The 23165-nt window shown below is 72.7% G+C and carries 25 protein-coding genes and 1 pseudogene; 15 read left to right on the forward strand and 11 right to left on the reverse strand.

Annotated elements, in window-relative coordinates; all coding sequences use genetic code 11:
* Positions 1-17 precede the first annotated feature (17 nt).
* The 5 genes and pseudogenes from I8N68_RS16030 (at position 18) to I8N68_RS16050 (ending at position 4877) form a co-directional block, all read left to right on the forward strand.
* On the forward strand, positions 18-1700 hold the full coding sequence (locus tag I8N68_RS16030; RefSeq protein ID WP_200210784.1) for a recombinase family protein: 1683 nt from the start codon (positions 18-20) through the stop codon (positions 1698-1700).
* Positions 1701-1774: 74 nt separating this feature from the next.
* Positions 1775-2479 (forward strand): DUF2637 domain-containing protein, encoded by a 705-nt coding sequence (locus I8N68_RS32850; protein WP_234039827.1) that lies wholly within the window; start codon positions 1775-1777, stop codon positions 2477-2479.
* Positions 2480-3188: 709 nt separating this feature from the next.
* Positions 3189-3314, forward strand: a pseudogene (locus I8N68_RS16040) (pyridoxamine 5'-phosphate oxidase family protein); the annotation flags it as partial.
* Between the two features lie 365 nt (positions 3315-3679).
* Positions 3680-3823 carry a hypothetical protein gene (locus I8N68_RS16045; RefSeq protein ID WP_200210785.1) on the forward strand — a complete coding sequence of 48 codons (144 nt, stop codon included), beginning with the start codon at positions 3680-3682 and terminating at the stop codon, positions 3821-3823.
* Positions 3824-4049: 226 nt separating this feature from the next.
* Complete coding sequence (locus I8N68_RS16050) at positions 4050-4877, forward strand: NUDIX hydrolase (protein WP_200210786.1); 828 nt, start codon at positions 4050-4052, stop codon at positions 4875-4877.
* Positions 4878-4944: 67 nt separating this feature from the next.
* Here I8N68_RS16050 and pstB read toward each other — a convergent pair whose 3' ends face one another.
* From pstB to I8N68_RS16085, 7 genes are all read right to left on the reverse strand, one after another.
* Positions 4945-5721 carry a phosphate ABC transporter ATP-binding protein PstB gene (gene pstB, locus I8N68_RS16055; protein ID WP_200210787.1) on the reverse strand — a complete coding sequence of 259 codons (777 nt, stop codon included), beginning with the start codon at positions 5719-5721 and terminating at the stop codon, positions 4945-4947.
* Positions 5722-5741: 20 nt separating this feature from the next.
* Positions 5742-6830, reverse strand: a complete 1089-nt coding sequence (pstA, locus tag I8N68_RS16060) for a phosphate ABC transporter permease PstA (RefSeq protein WP_200210788.1) — start codon at positions 6828-6830, stop codon at positions 5742-5744.
* Positions 6827-7915, reverse strand: coding sequence for a phosphate ABC transporter permease subunit PstC (pstC, locus tag I8N68_RS16065; RefSeq protein ID WP_200210789.1), 1089 nt, complete (start codon positions 7913-7915; stop codon positions 6827-6829). The genes pstA and pstC overlap by 4 nt, the downstream gene beginning before the upstream one ends.
* Positions 7916-7961: 46 nt before the next feature.
* Complete coding sequence (pstS, locus tag I8N68_RS16070; protein WP_200210790.1) at positions 7962-9065, reverse strand: phosphate ABC transporter substrate-binding protein PstS; 1104 nt, start codon at positions 9063-9065, stop codon at positions 7962-7964.
* Between the two features lie 309 nt (positions 9066-9374).
* Positions 9375-10301: a mycothiol synthase gene (gene mshD / locus I8N68_RS16075; RefSeq protein ID WP_200210791.1), complete on the reverse strand. Its 927-nt coding sequence runs from the start codon at positions 10299-10301 to the stop codon at positions 9375-9377.
* A 68-nt stretch (positions 10302-10369) separates the two neighbouring features.
* Positions 10370-11218, reverse strand: a complete 849-nt coding sequence (locus I8N68_RS16080) for a polysaccharide deacetylase family protein (RefSeq protein WP_200210792.1) — start codon at positions 11216-11218, stop codon at positions 10370-10372.
* A 176-nt stretch (positions 11219-11394) separates the two neighbouring features.
* Complete coding sequence (locus I8N68_RS16085) at positions 11395-12108, reverse strand: winged helix-turn-helix transcriptional regulator (protein WP_200210793.1); 714 nt, start codon at positions 12106-12108, stop codon at positions 11395-11397.
* Between the two features lie 252 nt (positions 12109-12360).
* Between I8N68_RS16085 and I8N68_RS16090 the strand changes: the two genes are divergently transcribed.
* The 6 genes from I8N68_RS16090 to I8N68_RS16110 all read left to right on the forward strand — a co-directional run bounded on the left by I8N68_RS16090 (position 12361) and on the right by I8N68_RS16110 (position 16916).
* Complete coding sequence (locus I8N68_RS16090; RefSeq protein ID WP_200210794.1) at positions 12361-13416, forward strand: hypothetical protein; 1056 nt, start codon at positions 12361-12363, stop codon at positions 13414-13416.
* 80 nt (positions 13417-13496) lie between these two features.
* Positions 13497-14282, forward strand: a complete 786-nt coding sequence (locus tag I8N68_RS16095) for an LmeA family phospholipid-binding protein (protein ID WP_200210795.1) — start codon at positions 13497-13499, stop codon at positions 14280-14282.
* A gap of 130 nt (positions 14283-14412) precedes the next feature.
* Complete coding sequence (locus I8N68_RS34245; RefSeq protein WP_311202345.1) at positions 14413-14490, forward strand: Ms5788A family Cys-rich leader peptide; 78 nt, start codon at positions 14413-14415, stop codon at positions 14488-14490.
* A gap of 204 nt (positions 14491-14694) precedes the next feature.
* Positions 14695-15543 (forward strand): sulfurtransferase, encoded by an 849-nt coding sequence (locus tag I8N68_RS16100; protein ID WP_200210796.1) that lies wholly within the window; start codon positions 14695-14697, stop codon positions 15541-15543.
* Between the two features lie 3 nt (positions 15544-15546).
* Positions 15547-15870, forward strand: a complete 324-nt coding sequence (locus tag I8N68_RS16105) for a DUF1416 domain-containing protein (RefSeq protein WP_200210797.1) — start codon at positions 15547-15549, stop codon at positions 15868-15870.
* Between the two features lie 194 nt (positions 15871-16064).
* The gene (locus I8N68_RS16110) at positions 16065-16916 is read left to right on the forward strand and encodes a hypothetical protein (RefSeq protein WP_200210798.1); all 852 of its coding nucleotides are present in this window, start codon (positions 16065-16067) and stop codon (positions 16914-16916) included.
* A gap of 102 nt (positions 16917-17018) precedes the next feature.
* On the opposite strand, the gene I8N68_RS16115 is transcribed toward I8N68_RS16110, so the two are convergent.
* From I8N68_RS16115 to I8N68_RS16125, 3 genes are all read right to left on the reverse strand, one after another.
* Entirely contained in the window at positions 17019-19073 is a 2055-nt protein-coding gene (locus I8N68_RS16115; RefSeq protein WP_200210799.1) for an amylo-alpha-1,6-glucosidase, read from the reverse strand.
* On the reverse strand, positions 19070-19450 hold the full coding sequence (locus I8N68_RS16120; protein WP_200210800.1) for an SCP2 sterol-binding domain-containing protein: 381 nt from the start codon (positions 19448-19450) through the stop codon (positions 19070-19072). Before I8N68_RS16120 ends, I8N68_RS16115 begins: the two co-directional genes overlap by 4 nt.
* Before the next feature lie 84 nt (positions 19451-19534).
* Positions 19535-19897 (reverse strand): DsrE family protein, encoded by a 363-nt coding sequence (locus tag I8N68_RS16125; protein WP_200210801.1) that lies wholly within the window; start codon positions 19895-19897, stop codon positions 19535-19537.
* A gap of 23 nt (positions 19898-19920) precedes the next feature.
* Here I8N68_RS16125 and mtfM point away from each other — a divergent pair, with 23 nt between their 5' ends.
* Positions 19921-20025 carry a small membrane protein MtfM gene (gene mtfM, locus I8N68_RS33625; RefSeq protein WP_046570768.1) on the forward strand — a complete coding sequence of 35 codons (105 nt, stop codon included), beginning with the start codon at positions 19921-19923 and terminating at the stop codon, positions 20023-20025.
* Positions 20026-20080: 55 nt separating this feature from the next.
* Positions 20081-20683 carry a heme-binding beta-barrel domain-containing protein gene (locus I8N68_RS16130; protein WP_200210802.1) on the forward strand — a complete coding sequence of 201 codons (603 nt, stop codon included), beginning with the start codon at positions 20081-20083 and terminating at the stop codon, positions 20681-20683.
* A gap of 19 nt (positions 20684-20702) precedes the next feature.
* Here the strand turns inward: I8N68_RS16130 and I8N68_RS16135 are convergent, their stop codons facing one another.
* Complete coding sequence (locus I8N68_RS16135; RefSeq protein WP_200210803.1) at positions 20703-21542, reverse strand: aminotransferase class IV; 840 nt, start codon at positions 21540-21542, stop codon at positions 20703-20705.
* Positions 21543-21611: 69 nt separating this feature from the next.
* Here I8N68_RS16135 and I8N68_RS16140 point away from each other — a divergent pair, with 69 nt between their 5' ends.
* Positions 21612-22040: a Fur family transcriptional regulator gene (locus I8N68_RS16140; RefSeq protein WP_200210804.1), complete on the forward strand. Its 429-nt coding sequence runs from the start codon at positions 21612-21614 to the stop codon at positions 22038-22040.
* Positions 22037-23152, forward strand: coding sequence for a CAF17-like 4Fe-4S cluster assembly/insertion protein YgfZ (gene ygfZ / locus I8N68_RS16145; protein ID WP_200210805.1), 1116 nt, complete (start codon positions 22037-22039; stop codon positions 23150-23152). The genes I8N68_RS16140 and ygfZ overlap by 4 nt, the downstream gene beginning before the upstream one ends.
* The last annotated feature ends 13 nt before the right edge of the window (positions 23153-23165 follow it).

The following is a 23165-nucleotide window of genomic DNA, read 5'->3' on the forward strand; positions in this document are numbered from 1 at the left end:
GGGTATATTTCGCGACCATGTCACCCCTTCAAGTACGCGCCGCCGGCTACGTCCGGCAATCCAAGGCCCGCGAGAACAAGTCCGAAGCATCACCCGCGACCCAGCGCGACGCCAATCGTGCCCGCGCCGAGCAGATGAAGGCGACCTGGGTCGGTAGCTACGAAGACCTCGGTATCTCCGCGTTCAGTGGGGCCGAGCGTCCCGGCTTTGAGCGACTGATCGCCGACTGCCGCGCCGGGCGTGTAAACACGATCATCGTCTACTACGTGAGCCGCTTCTCCCGCGCGGACCCCCTCGACGCGATCCCGGTCGTGACCGACCTACTCAACCGCGGCGTAACGATCATCTCGGTGACCGAGGGCGAGTTCCGCAAGGGCAACCTCATGGACCTCATCCACCTGATCATGAGGCTGGACGCCGCCCACAGCGAGTCGAAGAACAAGAGCATTGCCGTCAAGGGCGCGAAAGACGCCGCCAAGGCCCTCGGCGGGTACACCTCGGGGAAGCCCCCATACGGGTTCGCGCTGAGCCCCGAGACTCGCACGAACGCCAACGGGCGCCCGATCGCCGTGCAGATCCTCGCCCGGCGCGACGACGAAGCCGCCGTGATTCGCGACATGGTCGCCCGAGTGCTCGACCCGGTCCGTCCGGCACCTCTGCTGGCAGTCACAAAGTGGCTCAACGAATCCGGCGTGCCGACGCGAGGCGCCACGGTCGGGAAGGTTGACGCCGGTAGCCGGTGGTCGCCCCGGACCCTCGCGCGCATCATGCGCGACCCGCGCATCGCCGGGTTCGGTGCCGAGGTGATCTACGTGCCGCGCCAGGACGGCCGGAAGCCGACAGGAATAGCCGGGTACCGGATCATCCGCGACGAGGCCGGGGCGCCCGTCAAGGCGCACCCCGAGATCATCGACGAGGCGACCTGGTACGAGCTACAGGCTCGCCTCAACGGCCGCACGCCGCAGACTGCACCCACCGCGACCCCCGCCCCGTCGCTGCTGTCGTCGCTCGGAATCCTGCATTGCGGGTGCGGCGCCCGGATGAAGTCGCACCGACGGAACGACAGTCTCAGATGGTCTGCGTATCGGTGCACTCGACCTGTCGGGGTGCGTGAGCCCGGCCAGCACGCCGGAGACTGCACCGTCCAGCAGGACCTACTAGACGACTACGTCGCCCGGCGAATCTTCGCCCTGATCGCCACCGCCGACACCGCCGACGACCTCGACGTCCTGGAGACGATCGCCGAAGCTACGCGCCTCTTTGGCCTCGCCAGCGCCGACCCCGCGACCGCCGCCCAGCGTGGCGCGATCGCGGGCGAGCTGGACGACGCCGAGCGCGCCCTTGACACCCTCTACGACGACCGCAAGCAGGGCGGCTACTCGGGGAAGGTGGGTCAGCGCCGATTCCTGGAGGAGGAGCGCGCCCTCTCGGCACGCATCGACACCCTCACCGAGCAGCTCGCCGCCATCGACGCCGCTGCCTCGCCCGTCCTCCCGATCGGGGAATGGCTCGGCGAGCCCGGCGAGGACCCGCTCGGCCCCGGCTCGTGGTGGGACCGCGCCACCCTGCCCGAACGGCGCGCCATGGTCGCTCTGTTCGTCCGCCGCATCACGGTCGCGAAAGCGCCCACGGTCGGGCGCCGGACGCCCGTCGCGTCCCGCGTCTCGATCGCGTGGGTGCGCCCCTCGGAAGAGAACTGACCCCCGTATAAGCCAGGCCCCGGCGAGCGATTGCAGCGCTGCCGAGGCCCTAACGGAAGAGGAGACCTTCCGCTATGTCCGAGCCTACCCACCGACCGACCCGCGCCGAGCGGGCCGAGTCCGTCGTCCTCGTGGCGATCCTCCTCGTCGTCGGCCTCGCCGCCGGGGCCGCGAGCTTTAGCCACGTCCACGACTGGACCATGACCAACAGCCCCGCCGGTACGCCGGACTGGTTCGGCTGGGCCAACGCGTGCATTTCCGAGCTTGTCCCGGTCGCCGCGCTGCTGGACATCCGCCGCCGTCGCCGCGCAAGCAAGCCCGCGGGTTACCCGCTGGCGCTCCTCGTCGCCGCCGCCGGTCTGTCGCTCTCGGCGCAGCTCGCCGTCGCCAAGCCGGGCCTGTCCGGCGGCCTCTTGTCGGCCGTCCCGGCGCTGGCCTTTATGGCGCTGGTCAAGCTCGTCTTCTCGTCGTCGCCCGCCACCGTCGCCGACACGGCGACGCCCGAGCGTGGCGTCCATGTCGCCGACGTGACCCCGGCCCCGGTCGCCGACCTGTCGCCCGCCGCCAGCGTCGCCCCGGTGCCCGACCGTCCCGCGACGCCGCCCCGTCTTCCGTCGCGACTGTCGTCCGCCGACACCATCAGCGACGCCGCCAGCGCGCCGGGCGCGACCCCGGCGAGCGTGGCCGCCGTCCTCGGCGTCAGTGTCCGCACGGCGCAGCGACACTGGCCGCGCCAGTCTGTCGCGACGTCGCCCGCACTTGTCGTAGCCGCCGCCTAACGTCCGCCAGCGGGGCCGGTGCGCCATCACGGCCGCCGGCCCCGTCCGTCCCGTCACTCGGAGGAGGCCCCCCGCCCTGGCGCCCGTCGCTCCGAACCTGACTGCTCAGCCGAAGGGCGGGTTCCTTATGAGGACATCGAAAGTCCCCGTATCGGTACCGTCGCCTAAGAAGAAGTCGACTTGACGAGGTAAATCGGCAACACCGTGTTGTGCCTCATCGGCAAGGCGGTATCGTGCACGGCGTTGCACCATGTTGCGTAGAAGCAACACCGGAAGGACGAGCCGGCCCCTGCTTACCAGGCCCGGAGCCGACTCGACCCCCCTACGGCCTCGCCTGACTCGTCAGGTGAGGCCGTTGTGGTTGTCGCTCATCGAAGCGATGAGCTGGACCACGTAGACGGCCGCCCGCAGTGCGAGCACCGCCCAATCCGCGGCTCGCCTCCACCGATCGGCTTTGGTCTGCCGGGTCTTTCTCGGGCCGGTAGGCCCACGGCCTCGCGTCACCGTCACCCCCTCGGGTTCGAGGACCGGAGGGCTTTTGCCCTCCGGCGGGAGCTATCGCATCCCGCGCGTCCGGGCGATGTCGCCCGCTCTGATCTCGAAGACGAGGTCTGACCGTTTCGCAGTGCCGGGAGACACCATAGCGACCGGTGCGGGTAACCTGCGTGTCGGACTGCGCGTTCGTACATGTGTTCGACAGAATGTCGGCATGGCTTCCTGGTCCGAATTCGCCGCCGACGAGCCCCGCCTCGCCGACGAGATCCGCCTTCTCCTGCAGCAGTACGGGCCGGGCTTCGGCTACCTCGCCACGGTCCGCGCCGAGCCGACCTCACCGACGCCGCCGCCCGAGCGTGGTACGCCTCGCACGCGGAGACCGCGCCGCCTTTCGACCCGCTGGCCCGCGTCCAGCCCCGGCGAGCCAACACCGGCTGGACGACCCACGCGCCGACCGTCGACCGTCGACCGTCGACCGCTGGACGATCCGCGTCGAGGCGCGCCTCTGGGCGATGCGGTACGGCCGCCGCGACTGGGAGGCCCTGGCCGACTCGTGGATCGCGGCCAACCCCGACGCCGTCGAGCAGGAGCCGACCCCGCCGAGCGATCGCGAGGTCTTCGGCTTCTGACCGCCCGCCGCGCCCGCGCGTCACGCTCGCCGCGCGGGTACGCTGGCGGCCCCTTGGGCCCACAAAGGAGCCAGCCGTGACAACGCCGCCCCCGCCGCGTTTCCCCGCCGACCTCATCGACGAGCTGTGCGGGTGGATCGCCGACCAGCTCGGCGAGCCCCGGCCCGTCCGCCGCCCGGTCTGCCGGCCCGTCCCGACCAGCCGCCGCCGCCGCGCCTGACCCCCCGTAGGACTCCTTCCCGCGCTCGCTCGGCCCCGGTACCTAGTCCAGCTAGGGCCGGGGCTTTCGGCGTTTCTGGGGCCTCTCACGGTCCCCTAGCTGGGCGATTTCGGCCTCCATGATTACCGCATCGATGGCGTGACTTGAACGCGTCATGCCGGCACGCTATCCCGGGCCGCCCGGTCACCGGGAGGATGATCCACCCGTCGGGAACTAGGCTCGCGGCATGACGATCGACGGCTTCGCCGCACCCCCCGCCCTGGTGGAGCACGCCCGCCGGTTCCGCGCCGAGGGCGGCACCCCGGCCACGCCCCGGGTCGCCGCCACCGTGCTGCTGCTCCGCCCCGCCGGTGACGACTTCGAGGTGTACGTCATCCGCCGGGTGGCCGCGATGACCTTCGGCGGGATGTACGCCTTCCCGGGGGGCGGCGTCGACCGCTCGGACTCCCAGGCGCACCTGGACTGGGCCGGCCCGGAGCCGGCGCACTGGGGGGACCGGCTCGGTCTCGCCCAGGACGCCGCCCAGGCGGTGGTCTGCGCCGCGGCCCGGGAGGTCTTCGAGGAGGCCGGCGTGCTGCTGGCCGGCCCGGACGCCGCGACGGTGGTCGGCGACGTCAGCGGCGACGACTGGGAGGCCGCCCGGCAGGACCTGGTGGGGCGGCGGGTGGGCTTCGCCGACCTGCTGGCCGGGCGGGGGCTGACGCTGCGCGCCGATCTGCTGCTGCCGTGGAGCCGGTGGATCACCCCGGAGTTCGAGCCGCGCCGCTTCGACACGTACTTCTTCGTGGCGTTGCTGCCCGAGGGTCAGCGGACCCGGGACGTCTCCGGCGAGGCCGACCACACCATGTGGATCCGTCCCGCGGACGCCCTGGCCCGCGCCGAGGCCGGCGAGCTGACCATGCTGCCGCCCACCCTGGTCACCCTGGCCCAGGTTGCCGCGGCCGGCGACCTGGCCGGCGTGGCCCGCGCGGCGGCCACCCGGGACGCCGCCAACCCGGTCACCCCTCGCCTCGACCTGACCGACGACGACAAGCCCCGCTTCCTCCTGTCCTGATCCGGGGACACGCCGAGGGGCGCCGGTCAGTGCGACCGACGCCCCTCGCGGACCGGGGACCAGCGGCTCAGCCGAAGCGGCCGGTGATGTAGTCCTCGGTCTTCTTCACGCTCGGGTTGCTGAAGATCTTCTGGGTGTTGTCGTACTCGATGAGGCGGCCCGGGTCGCCGGTCTTCTCGATCGAGAAGAAGGCCGTGCGGTCCGAGACGCGGGCGGCCTGCTGCATGTTGTGGGTGACGATGATGATGGTGAACTTGTCCTTGAGCTGGAACATCAGGTCCTCGATGGCCAGCGTCGAGATCGGGTCCAGCGCCGAGCAGGGCTCGTCCATCAGCACCACCTGCGGCTCGACCGCGATGGTCCGGGCGATGCAGAGCCGCTGCTGCTGACCGCCGGAGAGGCCGGCCCCCGGCTTGCCGAGCCGGTCCTTGACCTCGTCCCACAGGTTCGCCGAGCGGAGCGCCTTCTCGGCCGTCTCCTCCAGGATCGACTTCTTGCGGACCCCGTTCAGCCGCAGGCCGGCCACCACGTTCTCGAAGATGCTCATGGTGGGGAACGGGTTCGGCCGCTGGAAGACCATGCCGATCATCCGGCGGACCGCGGTGACGTCCACGTCCCGGTCGTAGATGTCCTGGTTGTCGATGGTCAGGCTGCCCTCGACCCGGGCGCCCGGCAGCACCTCGTGCATCCGGTTGATCGACCGCAGGAAGGTCGACTTGCCGCAGCCGGAGGGGCCGATCAGGGCGGTGACCGTCTTCGGCTCGACGGTCAGGTTGATGTTCTCGATCGCCTTGAAGGCGCCGTAGTAGGCGCTGACGTTCGTGGCTTCGATGCGCTTGGCCATGGTGGCGGTACCTCCGGGGTTCATCGGCCGAGCCGGTTGCGACGGGCCAGCAGCTTCGCCGCGATGGTCAGGACGAGTACGAGGGCGACCAGGGTCAGCGCCGCGGTCCACGCCCGCGCCGGCGAGTACTTCGAGGCCTCGCCGGCCTGCTGGTAGACGAAGAGGGCCAGCGACGACTGGTTGTTCTCGAAGGGGTTGAAGTTGATCGCGGCGCCGCCGCCGGCGACGAGCAGCACCGGGGCGGTCTCACCGGCGGCCCGCGCGATGGCGAGCATGATGCCGGTGACGATGCCGGGCAGCGCCGTCGGCAGCACGACCCGCAGGATCGTCTTCCACTTCGGCACGCCGAGGGCGTAAGCGCCCTCGCGCAGCGGCGCCGGGACGAGCCGCAGCATCTCCTCGGTGGAGCGCACCACGGTCGGCAGCATCAGCACGCTCAGGGCCAGCGCGGCGGCGAAGCCGGAGAAGCCCGGTTGGCCGTCGTTGAACCACGGCGAGACGATCAGCACCCAGAACGCCAGCACGAAGAGGCCGGTGACGATCGACGGGATGCCGGTCATCACGTCGACGAAGAACCGGATGGCGAAGGCGAATCTGCCCCGGCCGTACTCGACGATGTAGATCGCGCAGAGCACTCCGAGCGGGACCGTGATCAGGGTCGCGATGCCGACCTGCTCCAGCGTGCCGATGATGGCGTGGTACGCGCCACCGTTCGCGTCCCGGGCCCCGATGTTGTTCATCGAGGTGCCGAAGAAGTCCCCGTCGAGCCGTTCGGCGCCCTTGCTGACCAGGGTCCAGACCACCGAGGCCAGCGGCAGCACCGCCAGCACGAAGGCCGAGTGGATCAGCGCGCTCCAGGTGCGGTTGCGGGCGGCCCGCCGCCCCTCGACCGCGTTCGCGGCGGTGAAGAGCCCGGCCAGGTAGAGGAGCGCGCCGAGGACCACCACCAGGACGGGGCCGCCGATGCCGAGGCCGTAGACGACCCCGGCGGCGACCAGCAGGGCCGCGACGGCGATGACGGGTGCGGCGTACCGCGGCAGCCGCTTGGCCCGCAGCGTGGCCGGCTGGGCCGGCGGCCGGGTGCGGTGACTGGTGACGAGGCTGCTCATGCGGCCGACTCCGTGAACTCGCGACGGCGGTAGATGATCGCCCGGGCGGTGATGTTGACGATCAGCGTGATCGCGAAGAGCACCAGGCCGGAGGCGATCAGCGCGCCCCGGCCGGTGTCGTTCGCCTCGGCGAACCGGTTCGCGATGTTGGCGGCGATGGTGTTGCCGCCGCTGGTCAGGACGTTGAACGAGATGGCGTAGGTGGACCCGAGGGTCAGCGCCAGCGCGATGGTCTCGCCGAGCGCGCGGCCCAGGCCGAGCATCACCGCGGCGATGATGCCGGGCCGCCCGTACGGCAGCACGGCGGTGCGCAGCATCTCCCAGCGGGTGGCGCCCAGCGCGAGGGCGGCCTCCTCGTTGGCGGTCGGGGTCTGCAGGAACACCTCGCGGGAGAGCGAGGTGATGATCGGCAGCACCATGATCGCCAGCACCAGGGACCCGAGCAGGATCGAGTTCCCGTACGGGCCGTCGCCGAAGATCGGGATCCAGCCGAAGTACCGGTTCAGCCAGGTGGACAGGTCCGTGACCGGCCCGACGAGGTAGTCCCGGCCCCAGAGGCCGAAGACCACGCTGGGCACGGCGGCCAGCAGATCGATCACGAAGCCGAGGCCGGTGCCGATCCGGCGCGGGGCGTAGTGGGTGAGGTAGAGGGCGATGCCCAGCGCCACCGGCACCGCGACGAGCAGCGCCAGCAGCGCGGTGAGCACGGTGCCGAAGGCGAGCGCGCCGATGCCGAACTTGGGCGGGTTGTCGTTCGGGAACCAGCCCTCGAAGGTCCAGAAGTCCTCGGTGTTCGCCTGAAGGGCCGGCACGGCCTTGGCGATCAGGAAGACCGCGATCGCCGCGATGATGACCAGCACGGCGGCGCCGGCGGCCACGGTGAGGCCGCGGAAGGCCCGTTCCGCGCCGAAGGCGCGGGCCCGGGGCAGGCCACCGCCGCCGCCCAGCCCGTTCCCGGTCGGGGTACGAGGATTGCCTGAGGTCTCGGCAAACCGCGCCGAGGCACCGGCGGGCCAGTCGTGACCGGAGGTCACGCGGGTCCCGCCGGTGCCGGCGTGTGCCGAGCGGTGAGGGGTTTCACCCATCTGCTCGCTCGCTTCGAATTGAGGAGGTGGTGTTGCTCTTCGACGGTCAGGAGAGGTTCTTGACCGCGGCCTCGACCTTGGTGCGGACCGAGTCCGGCAGCGGGGCGTAGCCCAGCTCGACCAGGTCGGCCTGACCCTCGGCGCTGGCGGCGTGGCTCAGCAGGCCCTTGACCAGCGGCAGCTTGTCGGCCGCCAGGCCCTTGCTGCAGACGATCTCGTAGGTCGCCAGGACGATCGGGTAGGCCCCGGCCGCCTTGGTGTTGTAGTCGATCGACATCTTCAGGTCGTCGCCCTGGCCCTCGAACTTGGCCCCGGCGATGGTCTTGCCGGCCGACTCGGCGGTCAGCTCGGCCCACTCGCCGGCGCCGTTCTGCACCTTGGCCTTCTTCAGGCCGCCGTTCTCGGCGTACGACCACTCGACGTAGCTGATCGTGCCGTCGGTGCCCTTGACCTTGCTGGCCACGCCGTCGGACTTGGCGGCGCCCACGCCACCCGGGGCCTTCCACGCCTTGGCGTTGCCGAAGGTCCAGTCCGCCTCGGCGGTCTTGGTGAGGTACTTGGTGAAGTTGTCGGTGGTGCCCGACTCGTCGGAGCGGTGCACCGCCTGGATCGCGGTGGCCGGCAGCTTGGCGTCCGGGTTGTCGGCCTTGATGGCCGCATCGTCCCACTTGGTCACCTTGCCGGCGAAGATCTTCGCCAGGGTGGCCGGCTTGAGCTGGAGGTTGTCCACCCCGCTCACGTTGTAGACGACCGCCACCGGGCCGATCACCATCGGCAGGTTGAGCGCCTGACCGCCGGCGCACTTGGCGTCGGCCTGCGGCTGCTCCTCCGGCTTGAGGGCGGAGTCCGAGCCGGCGAAGTCGGCGGTGCCGGCGATGAAGGCCTGGATGCCCGCGCCGGAGCCGGTGGGCTCGTAGTTGATCGTGGTGCCGGCGCACTCCTGCTGGTAGGCCTTGATCCACTCGGCCATGGCGTTCTTCTGGGCGGAGGAGCCCTGCGCGTTCAGCGTGCCCTTGCCGCAGTCGACCGCGGCGGCCGAGCCGGAGGCGGACGTGCCGGTCGGCTCGTTGTTGTCCGAACCGCAAGCGCTGAGACCGAGCACCGCGGTAAGAGCGAGGCAGGCAATGGCGCCGTGCCGCTGGAGCTTCACCTGGGGGGTTCCCTTCACGTCTTTGGTCAGGTCGCCCGGACGGAGCCGGGTGCCGGCGCTGACCGGCTGACTTGAAGTTAGAAGTGCCAGGTGGACGGTTCGCCGGTCGGAAGTGAACGAGAGATGAACAGGTCCGCGCGGCGCGGTGACCGGGAGCTGAGTGGGGGTTGTCCGTTTCGTGAACTCGCGGCCCGCTATCGCTAATAGCGTCTTTTATCCGGGCACTCGTTATCCCGTCGAGTCCACCGTGTGACACCGCCGTGACGGATCTTCGGGCCCCCGGCGACCACCGGGGCCGCCCGGGCGGGGTCAGCCCAGGTGGTAGTTGACGTGGGCCGACCAGCGGGCGAAACCGAGCCGCTCGTAGAGCCGCACCGCGCCCGCGTTCGACTCGTCCACGTAGAGCATCACCCGGTCCAGGCCCCGCCGGTCCCGTAGGTACGCCAGCCCGGCGGTGGTCAGCGCCTTGCCGAGGCCGCCCCCGTGCACGGCGGGGTCCACCCCGATCACGTAGACCTCCCCGATCCGGGCCGACCCCGGGCGCTCGTGCACCTTGGTCCAGTGGAAGCCGAGCAGCCGGCCGGTGGCGGACTGCACGGCGAGCAGGAAGCCGGCCGGATCGAACCACGGCTCGGCGAGGCGTACCCGCAGGTCGGCCTCGGTCCACCGGCCCTGTTCGGGGTGGGCGGCGAAGGCCTGGTTGTTCAGCGTCAGCCAGGCGTCGTCGTCGGTGCCCGGCTGGAAGGCCCGCAGCTCGACCCCGTCCGGCAGGCGCACCTCGGGCAGCGCGGTGGTGAGCGGCCTGCGCAGCTGCCAGAGCACCCGGGCGCGGGTGAAGCCCAGGTCCACGGCGAGTGCGGCGGCGGACGGGTGGTCGCCGTGCGCCCACGCCCGCAGCGGGCCGGCCGCCGCGGCCAGCACCCCCCGGGCCAGCGCCCGGCCGGTGCCGCGCCGCCGGAAGGTCGGGTGCACCGCCAGCTCCACCCCGATCCCGGTGGCCGGGTTGGTGGTGTCCAGGTGGGCGTACCCGGTGAGGGTCCCGTCGGTGGCCCGGGCGGTCAGGTGCACCGCGGGCGCCTCCGGCTCGCGCAGCCGCAGCAGCACGTGCTCGTCGAGCGGGTCTGCGCCGTCGGCGTCCCCGGCCGTGCGGGCCAGCGCCAGCACCTCGGCGACCTCGACCGGCGCCAGCCGGTCGGCGCGGGCGACACGGTCGGCGGTCGGCTCGGTGCTGCTCATCCCGTCACCGTAGCGGCCCCCGCCGGGCCACTCACCCGGGACGCGACGAGCGCGGGCCGCGACGCGCGTCACGTCGTGCCGTTGGGCAGCGCCTCCAGCTGGAACCGGACCATCAGCTCCGGCAGGAGGCGTTGCAGCGCCTCGACGGTGCCGGCGCGGTCGCCGCCCGCGTCGTGCAGGAGCACGATCGCGCCGGGTGCGGTCTCGGTCATCACCGTTGCGGTGATCCTCAACGCGCCGGGCGCCTGCCAGTCCGACGGGTCGACCGTCCAGTGCAGCGGCGCCATCCCCAGCTCCTCGCAGGCCGCCACCACCGGGTACGTCCACGCCCCGCCGGGCTGCCGGAAGTACTCGATCCGCGCGTCCGGCACCGCGGCCCGGATCGCCGCGTTGGTGCGGAGCAGGTCGGCCCGGATGGTGTCCCGGGGACGCTTGCCGAGGGTGATGTCGTGGTCCCAGGAGTGGTTGCACAGGGTGTGGCCCTCGGCCACGATCGCCTGGATCAGCTCCGGGTGGGCCGCCGAGTTCTCGCCGACCACGCAGAAGGTCGCCTTGACGCCGTACTCCCGCAGCAGCGCGAGTACCTGGGGCGTGTACTGCGGGTCCGGCCCGTCATCGAAGGTGAGCGCGACCCGGGTTGTGCCGGTGGAGACCAGGCTGCCGAAGGGTCCCTGGTCGTCGTCGGCGGGGTCCTGCCCGTGCTCCATCGGCGACGCGGGCGCCCCGGTCGTCGCGGGGGAGCCGACCGGGGCCGGCGGCTGATCGGCGTAGTGCGGGCTGTGCACGCTCGCCGGCACGCCGGTGTCGTGCCCCGGCTGGTCGGGGACGAGGCTGCGGCCCAGGGCGTACGCCGAGCCGAGCAGCGCGGCCGCGACCAGGGTCACGATGCCGGTGGCCCGCAGTGTCCGGCTCGGCATCAGAGGCCCCGACCGTTCGGATCCCGGCACGGACCTGTCGTCGCCCCCGTGGTCACCGCACGCACCGTCGCCCCCTTTTGTCCGTAACCCGGCAGTCAGAATAAGATCGACCAGGCAGGCAAAAACGGGCATATAGGAAATATGCCCCTAAGGGGTGAGCAGTGGTGGAGCCGAGGTCAGACCGGCAGCGGGGCCGGCTCCGACTCGGGCAGCGAACGCGACGGCGGCACGACGAACTTGTACCCGACCTGGCGGACCGTGCCGATCATCGACTCGTACTCCGAGCCGAGCTTGGCCCGCAGCCGCCGGACGTGCACGTCGACCGTCCGGGTGCCGCCGAAGTAGTCGTAGCCCCAGACCTCGCGGAGCAGCTGGTCCCGGGTGAACACCCGGCCCGGGTGCTGGGCCAGGAACTTCAGCAGCTCGAACTCCTTGTAGGTGAGGTCGAGCGGACGGCCCTTGAGCTTCGCCGCGTAGGTGTCCGGGTCGATGGTCAGCTCGCCGGCCCGGATCGAACCGCCGGCACCCGCCGTGGCGTTGCTCAGCCGGCCCACCGCGAGCCGCAGGCGGGCTTCCACCTCGGCGGGGCCCGCGCCGGCCAGGATCACGTCGTCCACGCCCCAGTCGGCGTTCAGCGCGATCAGGCCGGCCTCCGTGACGACCGCGACGAGCGGCACGCCGAGCCCGGTGGCGTGCAGCATCCGGCAGGTGGCCCGGGCCTCGCTCAGCTCGGAGCGGGCGTCCACCAGGACGGCGTCCGGACTGGGGCCACTGACCAGCGTGCGGACGTCGCGTGGCGCGGTCCGGACCGAGTGCGGCAGCAGGTCGAGTGCCGGCAGCACCGCCGATGGCTCACCTGCACGCGCGGTCACCAGCAGCAGGAGCTCCACACGATCACCTCCGTCCCGGCGGTCCTTCGACCGCGCGCGACCAGCGGCACGCCCGACCGGGGTGGCGCTGAGAACTTGCGTGGGTCCCGGCGTCGCTGACGGGCGGGTAACGGCTTGAGCGTAACCGATGGCCCGCCCTGCACCTCCGTGCCCTTTCCCCTTTGTCTGATCTGCCCCTGATCGCGGCCCAGGTTTTAACGTTGCTGAAACCGTGACCTCCGCCGGGGCGGCCCGGTCTGGCACGATCGGGGCGTGTTTCCCTCCAGCTCGCCCGAGACGGGCCGCGACTCCTGGGCCGGCGCCGCCCGCCCGGGACCGGCCGACCCCTCCCGCGGCTACCCGCCGGGCCCGCGCACCGGCCCGGCCGCCGACGACGCCGGGGAGCGGCGCGAGCGGGGCGGGCCCCGCCGGCTGCGCAAGAGCGGCCCGGCCCGGCGGCCCGACGACGAGCCGGCCGACGACGCCGTCGAGGACGAGGTGGAGCCGGTCGAGGTACGCCGGCCGCTCGCGCTCACCGTGGCCGGGTTCGCCGCGCTGCTCGGCGTCGGCCTGGTGCTCGGCGCGCAGACGGCCGGGCCGGGGCACCGGCTGCCGTTCGCGTTCATCATCTTCGGCGTCCAACTGCTCTTCGTGCTCGCCTGGACGATGGCCATGCGGCCGCCGGCGCTGCTGCTGGTCGCCCTGCTCAGCGCCGGCGTCGCCGCGGCGGCCGACGCCGCCGCCGTGCAGTCGGAGATCGCCGGCCTGGCCCCCCTCGGGTACGTGGCGGTCGGCGGCTTCGTCCTCGGCGTGCTCGGCCAGCTCGTCCGCCGGGTCGACCGGGTACGGGTGACCGACTCGCTCGGCGGCACCCTGCTCATCGTGGTCGGCGTGGTGGCCTTCGGGACCCTCATCGTGCTCAGCCGGATCCCGGCCGGCACCCAGGCCATCACCGTCTGCCTGACCGCCACCGGGGCCGCCCTCTTCGTGGCCCGGCTGACCGACGCGGTGGCGCCGTGGCCCCGGCTCGCCCCCCAGGTGCCCCGGGGCGCGGCCGGCGTGGTCGGCGGCGCCATGATCGGCACCCTGGTCAGCGCGGTCCTGGGCAGCTACCTGGTCGGGTTCACCCCGACCAGCGCCGCCGTGATCGGCCTGGTCACCGCCGCGACCGCCGTGCTGGCCGACCTCGCCGTGGGGTACGCGGAGGCGGGCCGGCTGATGGCCGGCGAGCCGCCGACGATGTGGGTGGCCCGGCACATGCAGGGCCCGCTCGGCGGGTTCGCGCTGGCCGCGCCCGCCGCGTACGCCATGTGCGTGCTCTTCCTCTGAGCCGGCGATTGAGCGATCCAGCCATCGGGTACTACCGGTGCGCCGCACTGCGGCGACCGACAGCGAACACAGGAGGCGGCGTGGCACAGGCCGAGGCGGCGTACGAGGAACGGCCCCGGCGGCGCGGTCGCAAGGTGCTGATCGGGTTCGTCGTCCTGCTACTGGTCCTGGCCGGGCTGCTGGTGGTCGCCGACCGGGTCGCCGCCGGCGTGGCCGAGCGGGCCATCGCCGACCAGGTGAAGCAGGAGGTCGCCAAGCAGGACGCGCAGTCCGCGGCGCCGCAGGTCGAGGTCGGCGGCTTCCCATTCCTGACCCAGGTGCTGGCCGGGAAGTACGAGCACATCTCGATCGTGCTCACCGACGTGCAGGGCCCGGTGCGCGGCGACACCGTCAGCGTGCCGCGGCTCGATGTGGACGCCCACAACGTCAAGGCGTCGCTGGACACCCTCCGTTCCGGTCAGGGCGACGTGGTCGCCGAGAGCGTCGACGGTCGCGGCACCATCGCCTACGACAGCCTGGCCAAGCTGCTCGACCGGCCCGGCCTCACGCTCGGGGAGCAGGGCGGCAAGCTGGCCGTCACCGCTCCGGTGGACATCCTCGGCGTCAAGCTCACCGTGGTCGGCACCGCCGACGTGGCCGTCAACGACGGCAAGGTGGCGCTGCGCTTCAACGACCTCGACGCCCAGGGGCTGCCGAACGTGCCGCTGGCCCGGACGCTGCTGGCCAACTACGCCAAGGGCATCTCGGTCGACGTTCCCCTCCCGGAGCTGCCGTTCCAGCTCAACGTCCGCAAGGTCGAGCCGCGCCCGGAGGGGCTGACGGTGACGGCCGACGCGCGCAACGTCCCGATCAACTCGGCCGGCTGACCACCACCGGTACGCCCCCGCACGGCCCGACCCACCGGTCGGGCCGTCGGTGTCCTCCGGCCGGGATCGGCGTCCCGGATGCTGGTCGGTCCGGTGGTGCTCGGAGGGCCGGCTGGTAGGCTCCCTGCCCATGGGGACGCTCCTCACCAAACGGCGCGCGGTCGACCTGTGCCGCGTGGCCACCTGCCTGTGTCGCCCCGTCATCTGACGGCGGGGCTGTCCTCGGCCGCCTAGCGGCCACCGGCACGCAGGGTCCGCGTACCCTCCGGTGCTCCCTTGATCGCCCGGCAGCGGCGCCGTCGCACGAACCCGTGATCCCGTTCCTAGCTCTGGGTCCCGCGCGTGGTGCGACAATCAGCGACTTCGATCTCCGCGCGCTGGCTCACCATCCATCCTCACAGGGAGTGATCTGATGAGTCGCGACACCGCACTCGTCTCGGCCGAATGGGCCGAGAAGAACATCGACGGCCCGGGCGTCGTCTTCGTCGAGGTCGATGAGGACACCTCGGCCTACGACACCGGCCACATCGCCGGCGCCATCAAGCTCGACTGGCGCACCGACCTCCAGGACCCGGTCCGCCGGGACTTCGTCAACAAGGCCCAGTTCGAGGCGCTGCTCTCCGAGCGTGGCATCGCCGGAGACGACACCGTCGTCCTGTACGGCGGCAACAACAACTGGTTCGCCGCGTACGCGTACTGGTACTTCAAGCTCTACGGCCACCGGGACGTCAAGCTGCTCGACGGCGGCCGCAAGAAGTGGGAGCTGGACGCCCGCCCGCTGGTCACCGACAAGGTCGAGCGCCCGGCGACGCAGTACGTCGCGCAGGAGCCGGACACCTCGATCCGCGCCTTCCGGGACGAGGTGATCGACGCGATCGGTACCAAGAACCTGGTCGACGTGCGCAGCCCCGACGAGTACGCCGGCCGGCTGCTCGCCCCCGCCCACCTGCCGCAGGAGCAGGCGCAGCGCGCCGGCCACGTGCCGACCGCGATCAGCGTGCCGTGGTCCAAGGCGGCCAACGAGGACGGCACCTTCAAGTCCGACGACGAGCTGCGGAAGATCTACGCCGCCGCCGGCCTGGACGACAGCAAGGAGACCATCGCGTACTGCCGGATCGGCGAGCGCTCCTCGCACACCTGGTTCGTGCTCCAGGAGTTGCTCGGCCACGCCAACGTAAAGAACTACGACGGTTCCTGGACCGAGTACGGCTCGCTGGTCGGCGTGCCGGTCGCGCTCGGCGACGAACCTGGGGAGGCCTGAGTCATGACTGCTCCCACCGCTGCGGGTTGCGCCGCTCCGGACCAGGCCGCCCCGCTGCCGGCCAGCCTGGACCTGGAGAAGGAAACCGTCATCACCGGTCTGGTCACCGCCGAGTCCGGCGAGGTCGTGCCGGGCGCGTACGTCCGGCTGCTCGACTCCACCGGCGAGTTCACCGCCGAGGTGGTCACCTCCCCGGCCGGCCAGTTCCGCTTCTTCGCGGCGCCGGGCAACTGGACCCTGCGGGCGCTCTCCCGGCACGGCAACGGCGACACCGCCGTCACCGCCGCCCGCGGGATCAACGAGGTCACCGTCACGGTGGCCGCCTGACCCACGCTCTGACCGGCGCCGCGGCCCGCCGTCCCCCCCCGGGGCGGTGGGCCGCGGCCCGCTCCGGGTCCCGCGCGGCCGCCAGGAGCGTCTGACGTTCCGCCGGGCTCCGCGGCGCGTCGGCCCGTTGACGGGCAACGGATCATGAGCCCCTTGCCGGTGGGTAAGGGGCGGGTGCGTGACACGATGGGGCGGTGAGCGGTGCTGTCCAGGCGGGGTGGGCCCCGCCGAGTGGTCCCCCGCAGCCGGCGCCGGAGCGGGGCCGGCCGCGCTGGCTGCTGGCCGCCACGGTGGCCTGGGCGGTGCTGCTGGCCGGCCTGACCTGGTGGTCGGTCCGGCACGACCCGCCGACGGTGCGGGAGCAGCGCCCATTGTCCGCGGCCGCCCGGGTGACGGACCGGGCGGTCGGACAGCTCGTCGCCGCGACCGGCGAGGCGGCGTGGGTGCTGACCGAGCCGCGGCTCGACCGGGGCTGCCGGGTGACTCCGATGGCCGACGGGGCCGCGTACCGTCGCGGAGTGGACGTCGTGCTGCCCGAGGGTGGTGAGCGGGCGCTGCTGGACAGGGTGGCTGCCCGCCTTCCAGGCGACTGGCGGGCCGGCGTGCGCAGCTCCTCCTCGGGCCCGCGGCTGCGCGCCGACGCCGGGGAGTTCGTGCTGGTGCAGGGGTGGGTGGCGAGCCCGGGTCGGGTCCGGTTCGCCGCCGAGACCGGCTGCCGCCCGGCCGACACGGACTTCGCCGACCTGCTGCCGGGTCCCCCCGGCGAACCCGCTCTGGACGAGGCCCTGCGCGCCCTCGGGCGGACCGCCGAGGCCGGGGCCGGATCACTCGCCGCGCCGTGCCCCGGCGGCGGCAACGCGCGGACCCGCTGGGCCACCGCCGGCGCCGCGCCGGCCCCGCTCGCCGGACTGAAGCCGCTGGCCGCCGGCGCCGCCCTGCTCGACACCCCCGAGGTGTACGCCTACCGGCGCGGCCCGGCCGTCGTCGTCGCGGACGTCACCGGCGAGCGGCTGCGCCTCGCCGCCTCCACCGGCTGCGCCGGCTGAATCGGGCCGCTCGCGCCCACCGCTCGCGCCCACCGCTCGCGCCCACCGCTCGCGCCCGGTCGGCTCCGGCGCCCACGTGCCCGGGCGATCCGGTGACCCCGGTCAGTGGCCGCGGGCGTGGTCGCGCGGGGTGCGGCTCCGACCGAGCGCGTCCACCCGCCCCCAGCGCCCGGGAATGTCGAGCAGCTCGACCCGGCCCATCCCCTCGGGAACGGCAGGGTCGATGATCAGGTGCTCGCCCTGCGGGTCGAGGCCCAGCATCACCCGGAGCAGCAGCAGCGGGGTCCCGGCGGACCAGGCCTGCGGGCTGCACGCGGTCGGGTACTGCACCGGGTAGTCGGTGAGGTCCCGGTCGTAGCCGGCGAACGCCTCCGGCAGCCGCCCCCCGAAGAACCGGGACGCGCTGAGCATCGACTCGCAGATCCGGCCGGCCTCCTCGCGGAAGCCGTACCGCCACAGGCCCCACGCGATGATCGAGTTGTCGAACGGCCACACCGTGCCGACGTGGTAGCCGATCGGGTTGTACCGCCCCTGGTCGTCGCCGAGGGTGCGCACCCCCCAGCCGGAGAAGAGCCGCGGCCCGAGCAGGTGGCCGACCACCGCGGCGGCCCGGGACTCGTCGACGATGCCGCTCCACAACAGGTGCCCGATGTTGGAGGAGAGGGCGTCCACGTGCCGGCCGTCCGGGTCCAGGGCCAGCGCGTAGTACTCCCGCTCCGGGATCCAGAAGTCCCGGTTGAACCGCTCCTTGAGCGCCGCCGCCTCCCGTTCCAGCCGGTCGGCGTACGCGGGGTCGTTCCAGAACGTGCGGGCCAACCGGGCACCGCGCAGCTTGGCGTCGTAGGCGTAGCCCTGGAGCTCGCAGGTGGCCCGGGGGAACTCCGGCAGGCGGCCGTCGGTGTACGAGACGGCGTCCCAGGAGTCCTTCCAGCACTGGTTCTGCAGGCCGGTTTCCGGATTGCGGGTCCGGTACCAGACGTAGCCGGTGCCGAGCAGGTCGCCGTACGTGTCGATCCAGTCCAGCGCGGCCCGGGTCTGGTACTCCAGCCGCCGGACCAGGTCGCCGTCCCCGGTCCACCGCTCGTACTCGTCGAGCAGGATCACGAGGAGCGCGGTGGAGTCGGCCGACCCGAAGTACGGGGAGTGCGGCTGCTCCTCGAAGCCGGCGGTCTCGCCGTACCGGAGCTCGTGCAGGATCTTGCCCGGTTCCTCGTCCCGGAAGTCGTCGAGCCGGCTGCCCTGCAGGGCGGCGAGCATCAGGATGGTGGGGGGGACCAGCTCCGGCAGGAAGGGCAGCACCTGGAGCGAGGTGAAGATGCTGTCCCGCCCGAAGAGGGTCATGAACCAGGGCAGGCCGGCGGCGAGCAGCCGGACGCCGAGCGCGATCGACTCGTACCGGAGCGCGGCCAGGTCGTTCAGGCTCCGCCGGTACGCCCCGGCCAGGGGTGCGCAGTCGCAGCCGAGCTTCGGCGCCCGCGCGATCAGCTCGTCCTGCTCGGCGTGGATCGCCGCGGCCGAACGGTGACCGCCCAGCGGCAGGGTGGCCCGGATGTCCTCGCCCCGGGCCCCGTAGATCACGGTCGCGATGTGCAGCTGGGTGGTCCACTCGCCGTGCGGCCCGACCCGGATCCGGTAGGTGATGCCGGACTCGTCGATGTTGCCCGGCGTGCTCGTGTTGACCACCACCTCGCGGTGGAACTTCTCGCGGCGGTACGCGAGCCGCAGCTCACCCCCGGCCACCGACGGTGTGGTCCGCCCCTTCTTGTGCCGCTTGTGCTTGATCTCGAACAGGTCGGCGAAGTCGGCGCCGATGTCGAGCCGGAGGGTGAACTCGACCTCCTGACCCGAGTGGTTGAGCACGGTCAACTCCTCGTCGAAGCTGCCACCGACCGAACGGCTGCGGATCACCGAGACCTTGGCGTCCAGGTAGTGCGTCGGCTCGCCGGGGACCAGGAAGAACCGGGTCCGGTACGACTGCGCGTCGTCGATGGAGAGGGCGTGCAGCCGCTCCCCGTTCAGGGTCAGCAGCCAGGTGGAGATGAAGCGGGTGTCGAAGGAGAAGAGCCCGGTGGGAAAGTCGAAGGACGGCTCGATGTCCCCCCGGCGGTCGCAGACCAGGAAGGTGTTGCCGTCGAGGATGCTGACCCGCTCCCTCATCCCGACCGTCCGAGCCGCTCACGCGCGGTGTCGCGGGGGTCCCGGGTGCCCGGCGGATCCGGGAAGAAGCGGCGGAAGTCGAGGAAGAGGACCACGCTGCCGCTGTAGGTGCTCTCGTTGCGCAGCACCGCGGCCATGGCCGCCGCCCGGCCGGTGACCAGCCGCTCGAACAGGTCGGCGCTGCTGTTCCAGATCGCGTCCGCCGGGCCGCGTCCGTGGGTGACCCGGACCGCCCCCGGTCGCATCTCGACCAGCCAGTGGTCGGTCCGGTTGCCGGTGGTCAGGTCGAGCTGGATGGCTCCGGTGGTCGGGCCGCGCAGCACCGCCGGGGCCCGCGCCGGCAGTGACGCGAAGAACTGCTCGATCGCCTCGCCCACACCCGAATCGTAGGCAGCGGGCGGACATGTCGGGTCAGTATCGTCACTCCACCCGGAACGGACATGCGCCGGGTCGAGCTGGCGTCAGTAGACCAGCGCCTGCGCGCCCTCGGTCATCGCCTCCTCCACGAAGACCGCCGCCCCGGCGATGCGTACGCCGGGGAGCACGTCGCCGGGGCCGATGTCCCGGCGGGCGGCGCACTGGGTGCAGGCGGTGACCTTCCCGGTGGTCAGGATCACGTGCAGCAGCTCGGCCAGCGGCGCCGAGTGCGGCAGGTCGAACTCCTGCGCCCGCCCGGGCAGCGCGAACCAGGTGGACTCGCCGGTCAGCCAGAGCGAGACGTCGACCCCGGCGGCCGCCGCCGTGGCGGCGACCGTGAATGCCTGGGCACACCGCTCCGGAGCGTCCGCGCCGGCGGTGGCCTTGACGACGAGAGTGCGGGCCATGGCGCCAGCATAGGATGGCCCGGATGGTTACCGAGATCGGGTTCGTCAGCCTGCTGGTCGCCGGCCTGGGCGCGCTCGCGGGCGGCCTGGTCTATCTGGCTGTGAGGATTTCGAGAGGTAAATGGTGAGCGCGAGGAGTGAGCCGGGTTTGCGAGCCCCGCAGTCGCGAACGAAGGTGGCCGGGTGAGCGCGAACCCGTCGGAGGAGAACCCGCTGCAGCCGCCGTGGCTGAACGCGCCGCCGGTCGATCCGTACCCGTTCGAGGAGAGCCACGACCTGCGCGTCGGCCCGAAGCTGCACCCCAGCCTGGACGGTCTGCTGCCGTACATCGGCGTGTGGCGCGGCCGGGGCCGCGGTGGCTTCCCGACCATCGAGGACTTCGACTTCGCGCAGGAGATCCGGATCAGCCACGACGGCCGGCCGTTCCTGTTCTACGAGTCCCGGGCGTGGATCCTCGACGAGCAGAGCCGTCCGGTGCGCCCGGCCGGTCGCGAGGTCGGCTGGTGGCGTCCGGTGATGGACGGCGACCGGGTCACTGACGAGCTGGAAGCCCTGATGACCGTGCCCACCGGGGTGATGGAGCTGCACATCGGCAAGCGCAAGGGCACCCAGATCGAGTTCGCCACCGACGCGGTGATCCGGACGGCGACGGCCAAGGAGGTCACCGCCGGTGCCCGCCTCTTCGGCATCGTCGAGGGCGCCCTGCTCTACGCCCAGGAGATGGCCGCCCTGGGCCACCCCCTCAGCCCCCACCTCTCCGCCCGCCTCATCCGCGTGGCCGGCTGACCCGCCGGATCAACGCGGGCTAGGGGAAGGCGAGGAGGGTGCGGAGGGCCTCGGTGTGGGGGGAGCGGGGCAGGGGGGTCTCGTCCAGGGTGCGGATCTCGGTCAGGCCGCGCAGGGACGAGGTGAGCCAGACGCCCGCGGATCCGCGCAGGTCCGTCGGGGTGGCCATCCGTTCGGCAGCCCTCAGGCCCAGCTCCCCGGCGTGGTCGAGCAGCCAGCGGGCGGTGACGCCGGGCAGGATGCCGGTGGTCGCGGCGGGCACCGCGCACAGGGTGCGGTCGGCCAGCCAGACCACGTTCGCGGTCGGCCCCTCCAGCACGTAGCCATCGGTGGAGAGCCAGAGTACGTCGTCCACGCCGTTGCGGGCCGCCCAGCGGCGGGCCGCGGTGCTCACCCCGTACGAGGTGGACTTGATCCCGGCCGGCAGCCAGTCCAGGGCGGGGCGGGTCGCGGCGGCCACGCCCAGGGGGAGGGTGGCCACCGTCACCCCGGACCGCCGGGCGCGCCTGGCCTCCGCCGGCACCTCGCCCAGGGTGGCGTAGACGGTCGGCGGACCGCCCTCCGGCCCCCGGGTGCAGACCAGCCGCAGCGCCCCCTCCACCTCGGCCGGCCAGCCCGCCCGGACCGCGTCCAGCAGCTCGACCAGGACGCCGTCGGGTGGCAGCGGCAGCTCGACGGCCGCCGCGCCGGCGCGCAGCCGGGCCAGGTGGGCGTCGAGCAGCCACGGCCGCCCGCCGCGCAGGTGCAGCGTCTCGAAGAGCCCGTCGCCGTGCAGCGCGCCGCGGTCGTCGCCACGCAGCACCGGCTCCCCGGCCGGTACGACGCCCCGCCCGAGCACGGCCATCCGTGATGCCACCATGGCCGCCGAGCGTAGTGGCGTACGCCCGCGGCGCCCGGTCCGGCGCGGCGGCCGAACTATGATCGGACGGTGTCCGAATCCTCCCTGGCGGAACTGCTCCGCTCCCGCGGGCTGCGCCTGACGGCCCAGCGGCAGCTGGTTCTGCAGGCGGTGCTGGAACTGGGGCACGCCACGCCGGAGCAGGTGCACACCGCGGTCCGGGAAGTGGCCGCCGGGGTCAACATCACCACCATCTACCGCACCCTCGAGCTGCTGGAACGGCTCGGGCTGGTGACCCACACCCACCTTTCGCACGGTTCGCCGACCTATCACGCGGCCGGCGAGCACCAGCACGTCCACCTGGTCTGCCGGGAGTGCGGCGCGATCGACGAGATCGATCCGGAGCTGCTCCGCCCGCTCGCCGACCAGTTGGCCGCTCAGCGTGGATTCCAGGTCGACATCGGGCACGTGGCGCTCTTCGGCGTCTGCGGCCACTGCGAGGACGGGGAACGGAAATGATCGACATCGCGGGAGCGGTGGCCGCCGAGGCGATCGACGAGGAGACCCGGGACCAGCCCGAGCCGGCCCACCGGGCGGCCGGGGTGCGGGGCGTCGCCGCCCACTACGGCGACCCGATGCGCGAGCAGCGCACCCTCACCACCGCCGTGGGTCTGGTCGACCGGTCGCACCGGGGCGTCATCGCGGTGCCCGGCGAGGAGCGGATCGGCTGGCTGCACACGCTGACCAGCCAGCACCTCGCCACGCTGGCCGCCGGCCAGGGCACCGAGCTGCTGGTGCTCTCTCCGCACGGGCACGTCGAGCAGCACGCGATGGTCGCCGAGGACGGCGAGACCACCTGGCTGGACACCGAGCCGGGTGCCACCGCCGGCCTCCTGTCATACCTGGAGCGGATGCGGTTCTTCAGCAAGGTCGACCCGCGGGACGCCACCGCCGACCACGCGCTGCTCTCGCTGGTCGGGCCGGAGGCGGTCGGCGCGCTCGGCGCGCTCGGCGTCGCCGGCAGCCTCGCCGAGCCCGACCTGGTCGCGGTGCCGGGTCCGAAGTTCCGTTCCGGCGAGCTTCCCCCGCGGCCGACCATCGTGTACGACGTGCAGCCCCTGGCGATCGGCGGGTGGGCCCGGCGGGTGGCGCTCGGCGTGGACCTGCTGCTGCCCCGGGACGCGATGACCCAGGTGGTGGACGAGCTGCGCGGCGCCGGGGTGCCGGTGGCGGGGCTGTGGGCGTACGAGGCGGTGCGGGTGGCCGCCCGGCAGCCCCGGGCCGGGGTGGACACCGACCACCGGACCATCCCCGCCGAGGTGGGGCTGATCGCCCCGGCGGTGCACCTGGAAAAGGGCTGCTACCGGGGCCAGGAGACGGTGGCCCGGGTGCACAACATGGGCAAGCCGCCGCGTCGCCTCGTCCTGCTGCACCTGGACGGGGTGACAACCGACCAGCCGCCGACCGCCGGTACGCCGGTCACCCTGGACGGCCGGGCGGTCGGCTTCGTCGGCACCGCCGTGCACCACTACGAGCTGGGCCAGGTCGCCCTCGCCGTGATCAAGCGCAACGTCCCCGACGACGCCCGGCTGCTGGTGGGGGAGACGGCCGCCGCCATCGACCCGGCGTAAGGGTGCCTTGCTG

The organism is Micromonospora coerulea (genome assembly GCF_016598485.1).
Lineage (GTDB): Bacteria > Actinomycetota > Actinomycetes > Mycobacteriales > Micromonosporaceae > Micromonospora > Micromonospora coerulea.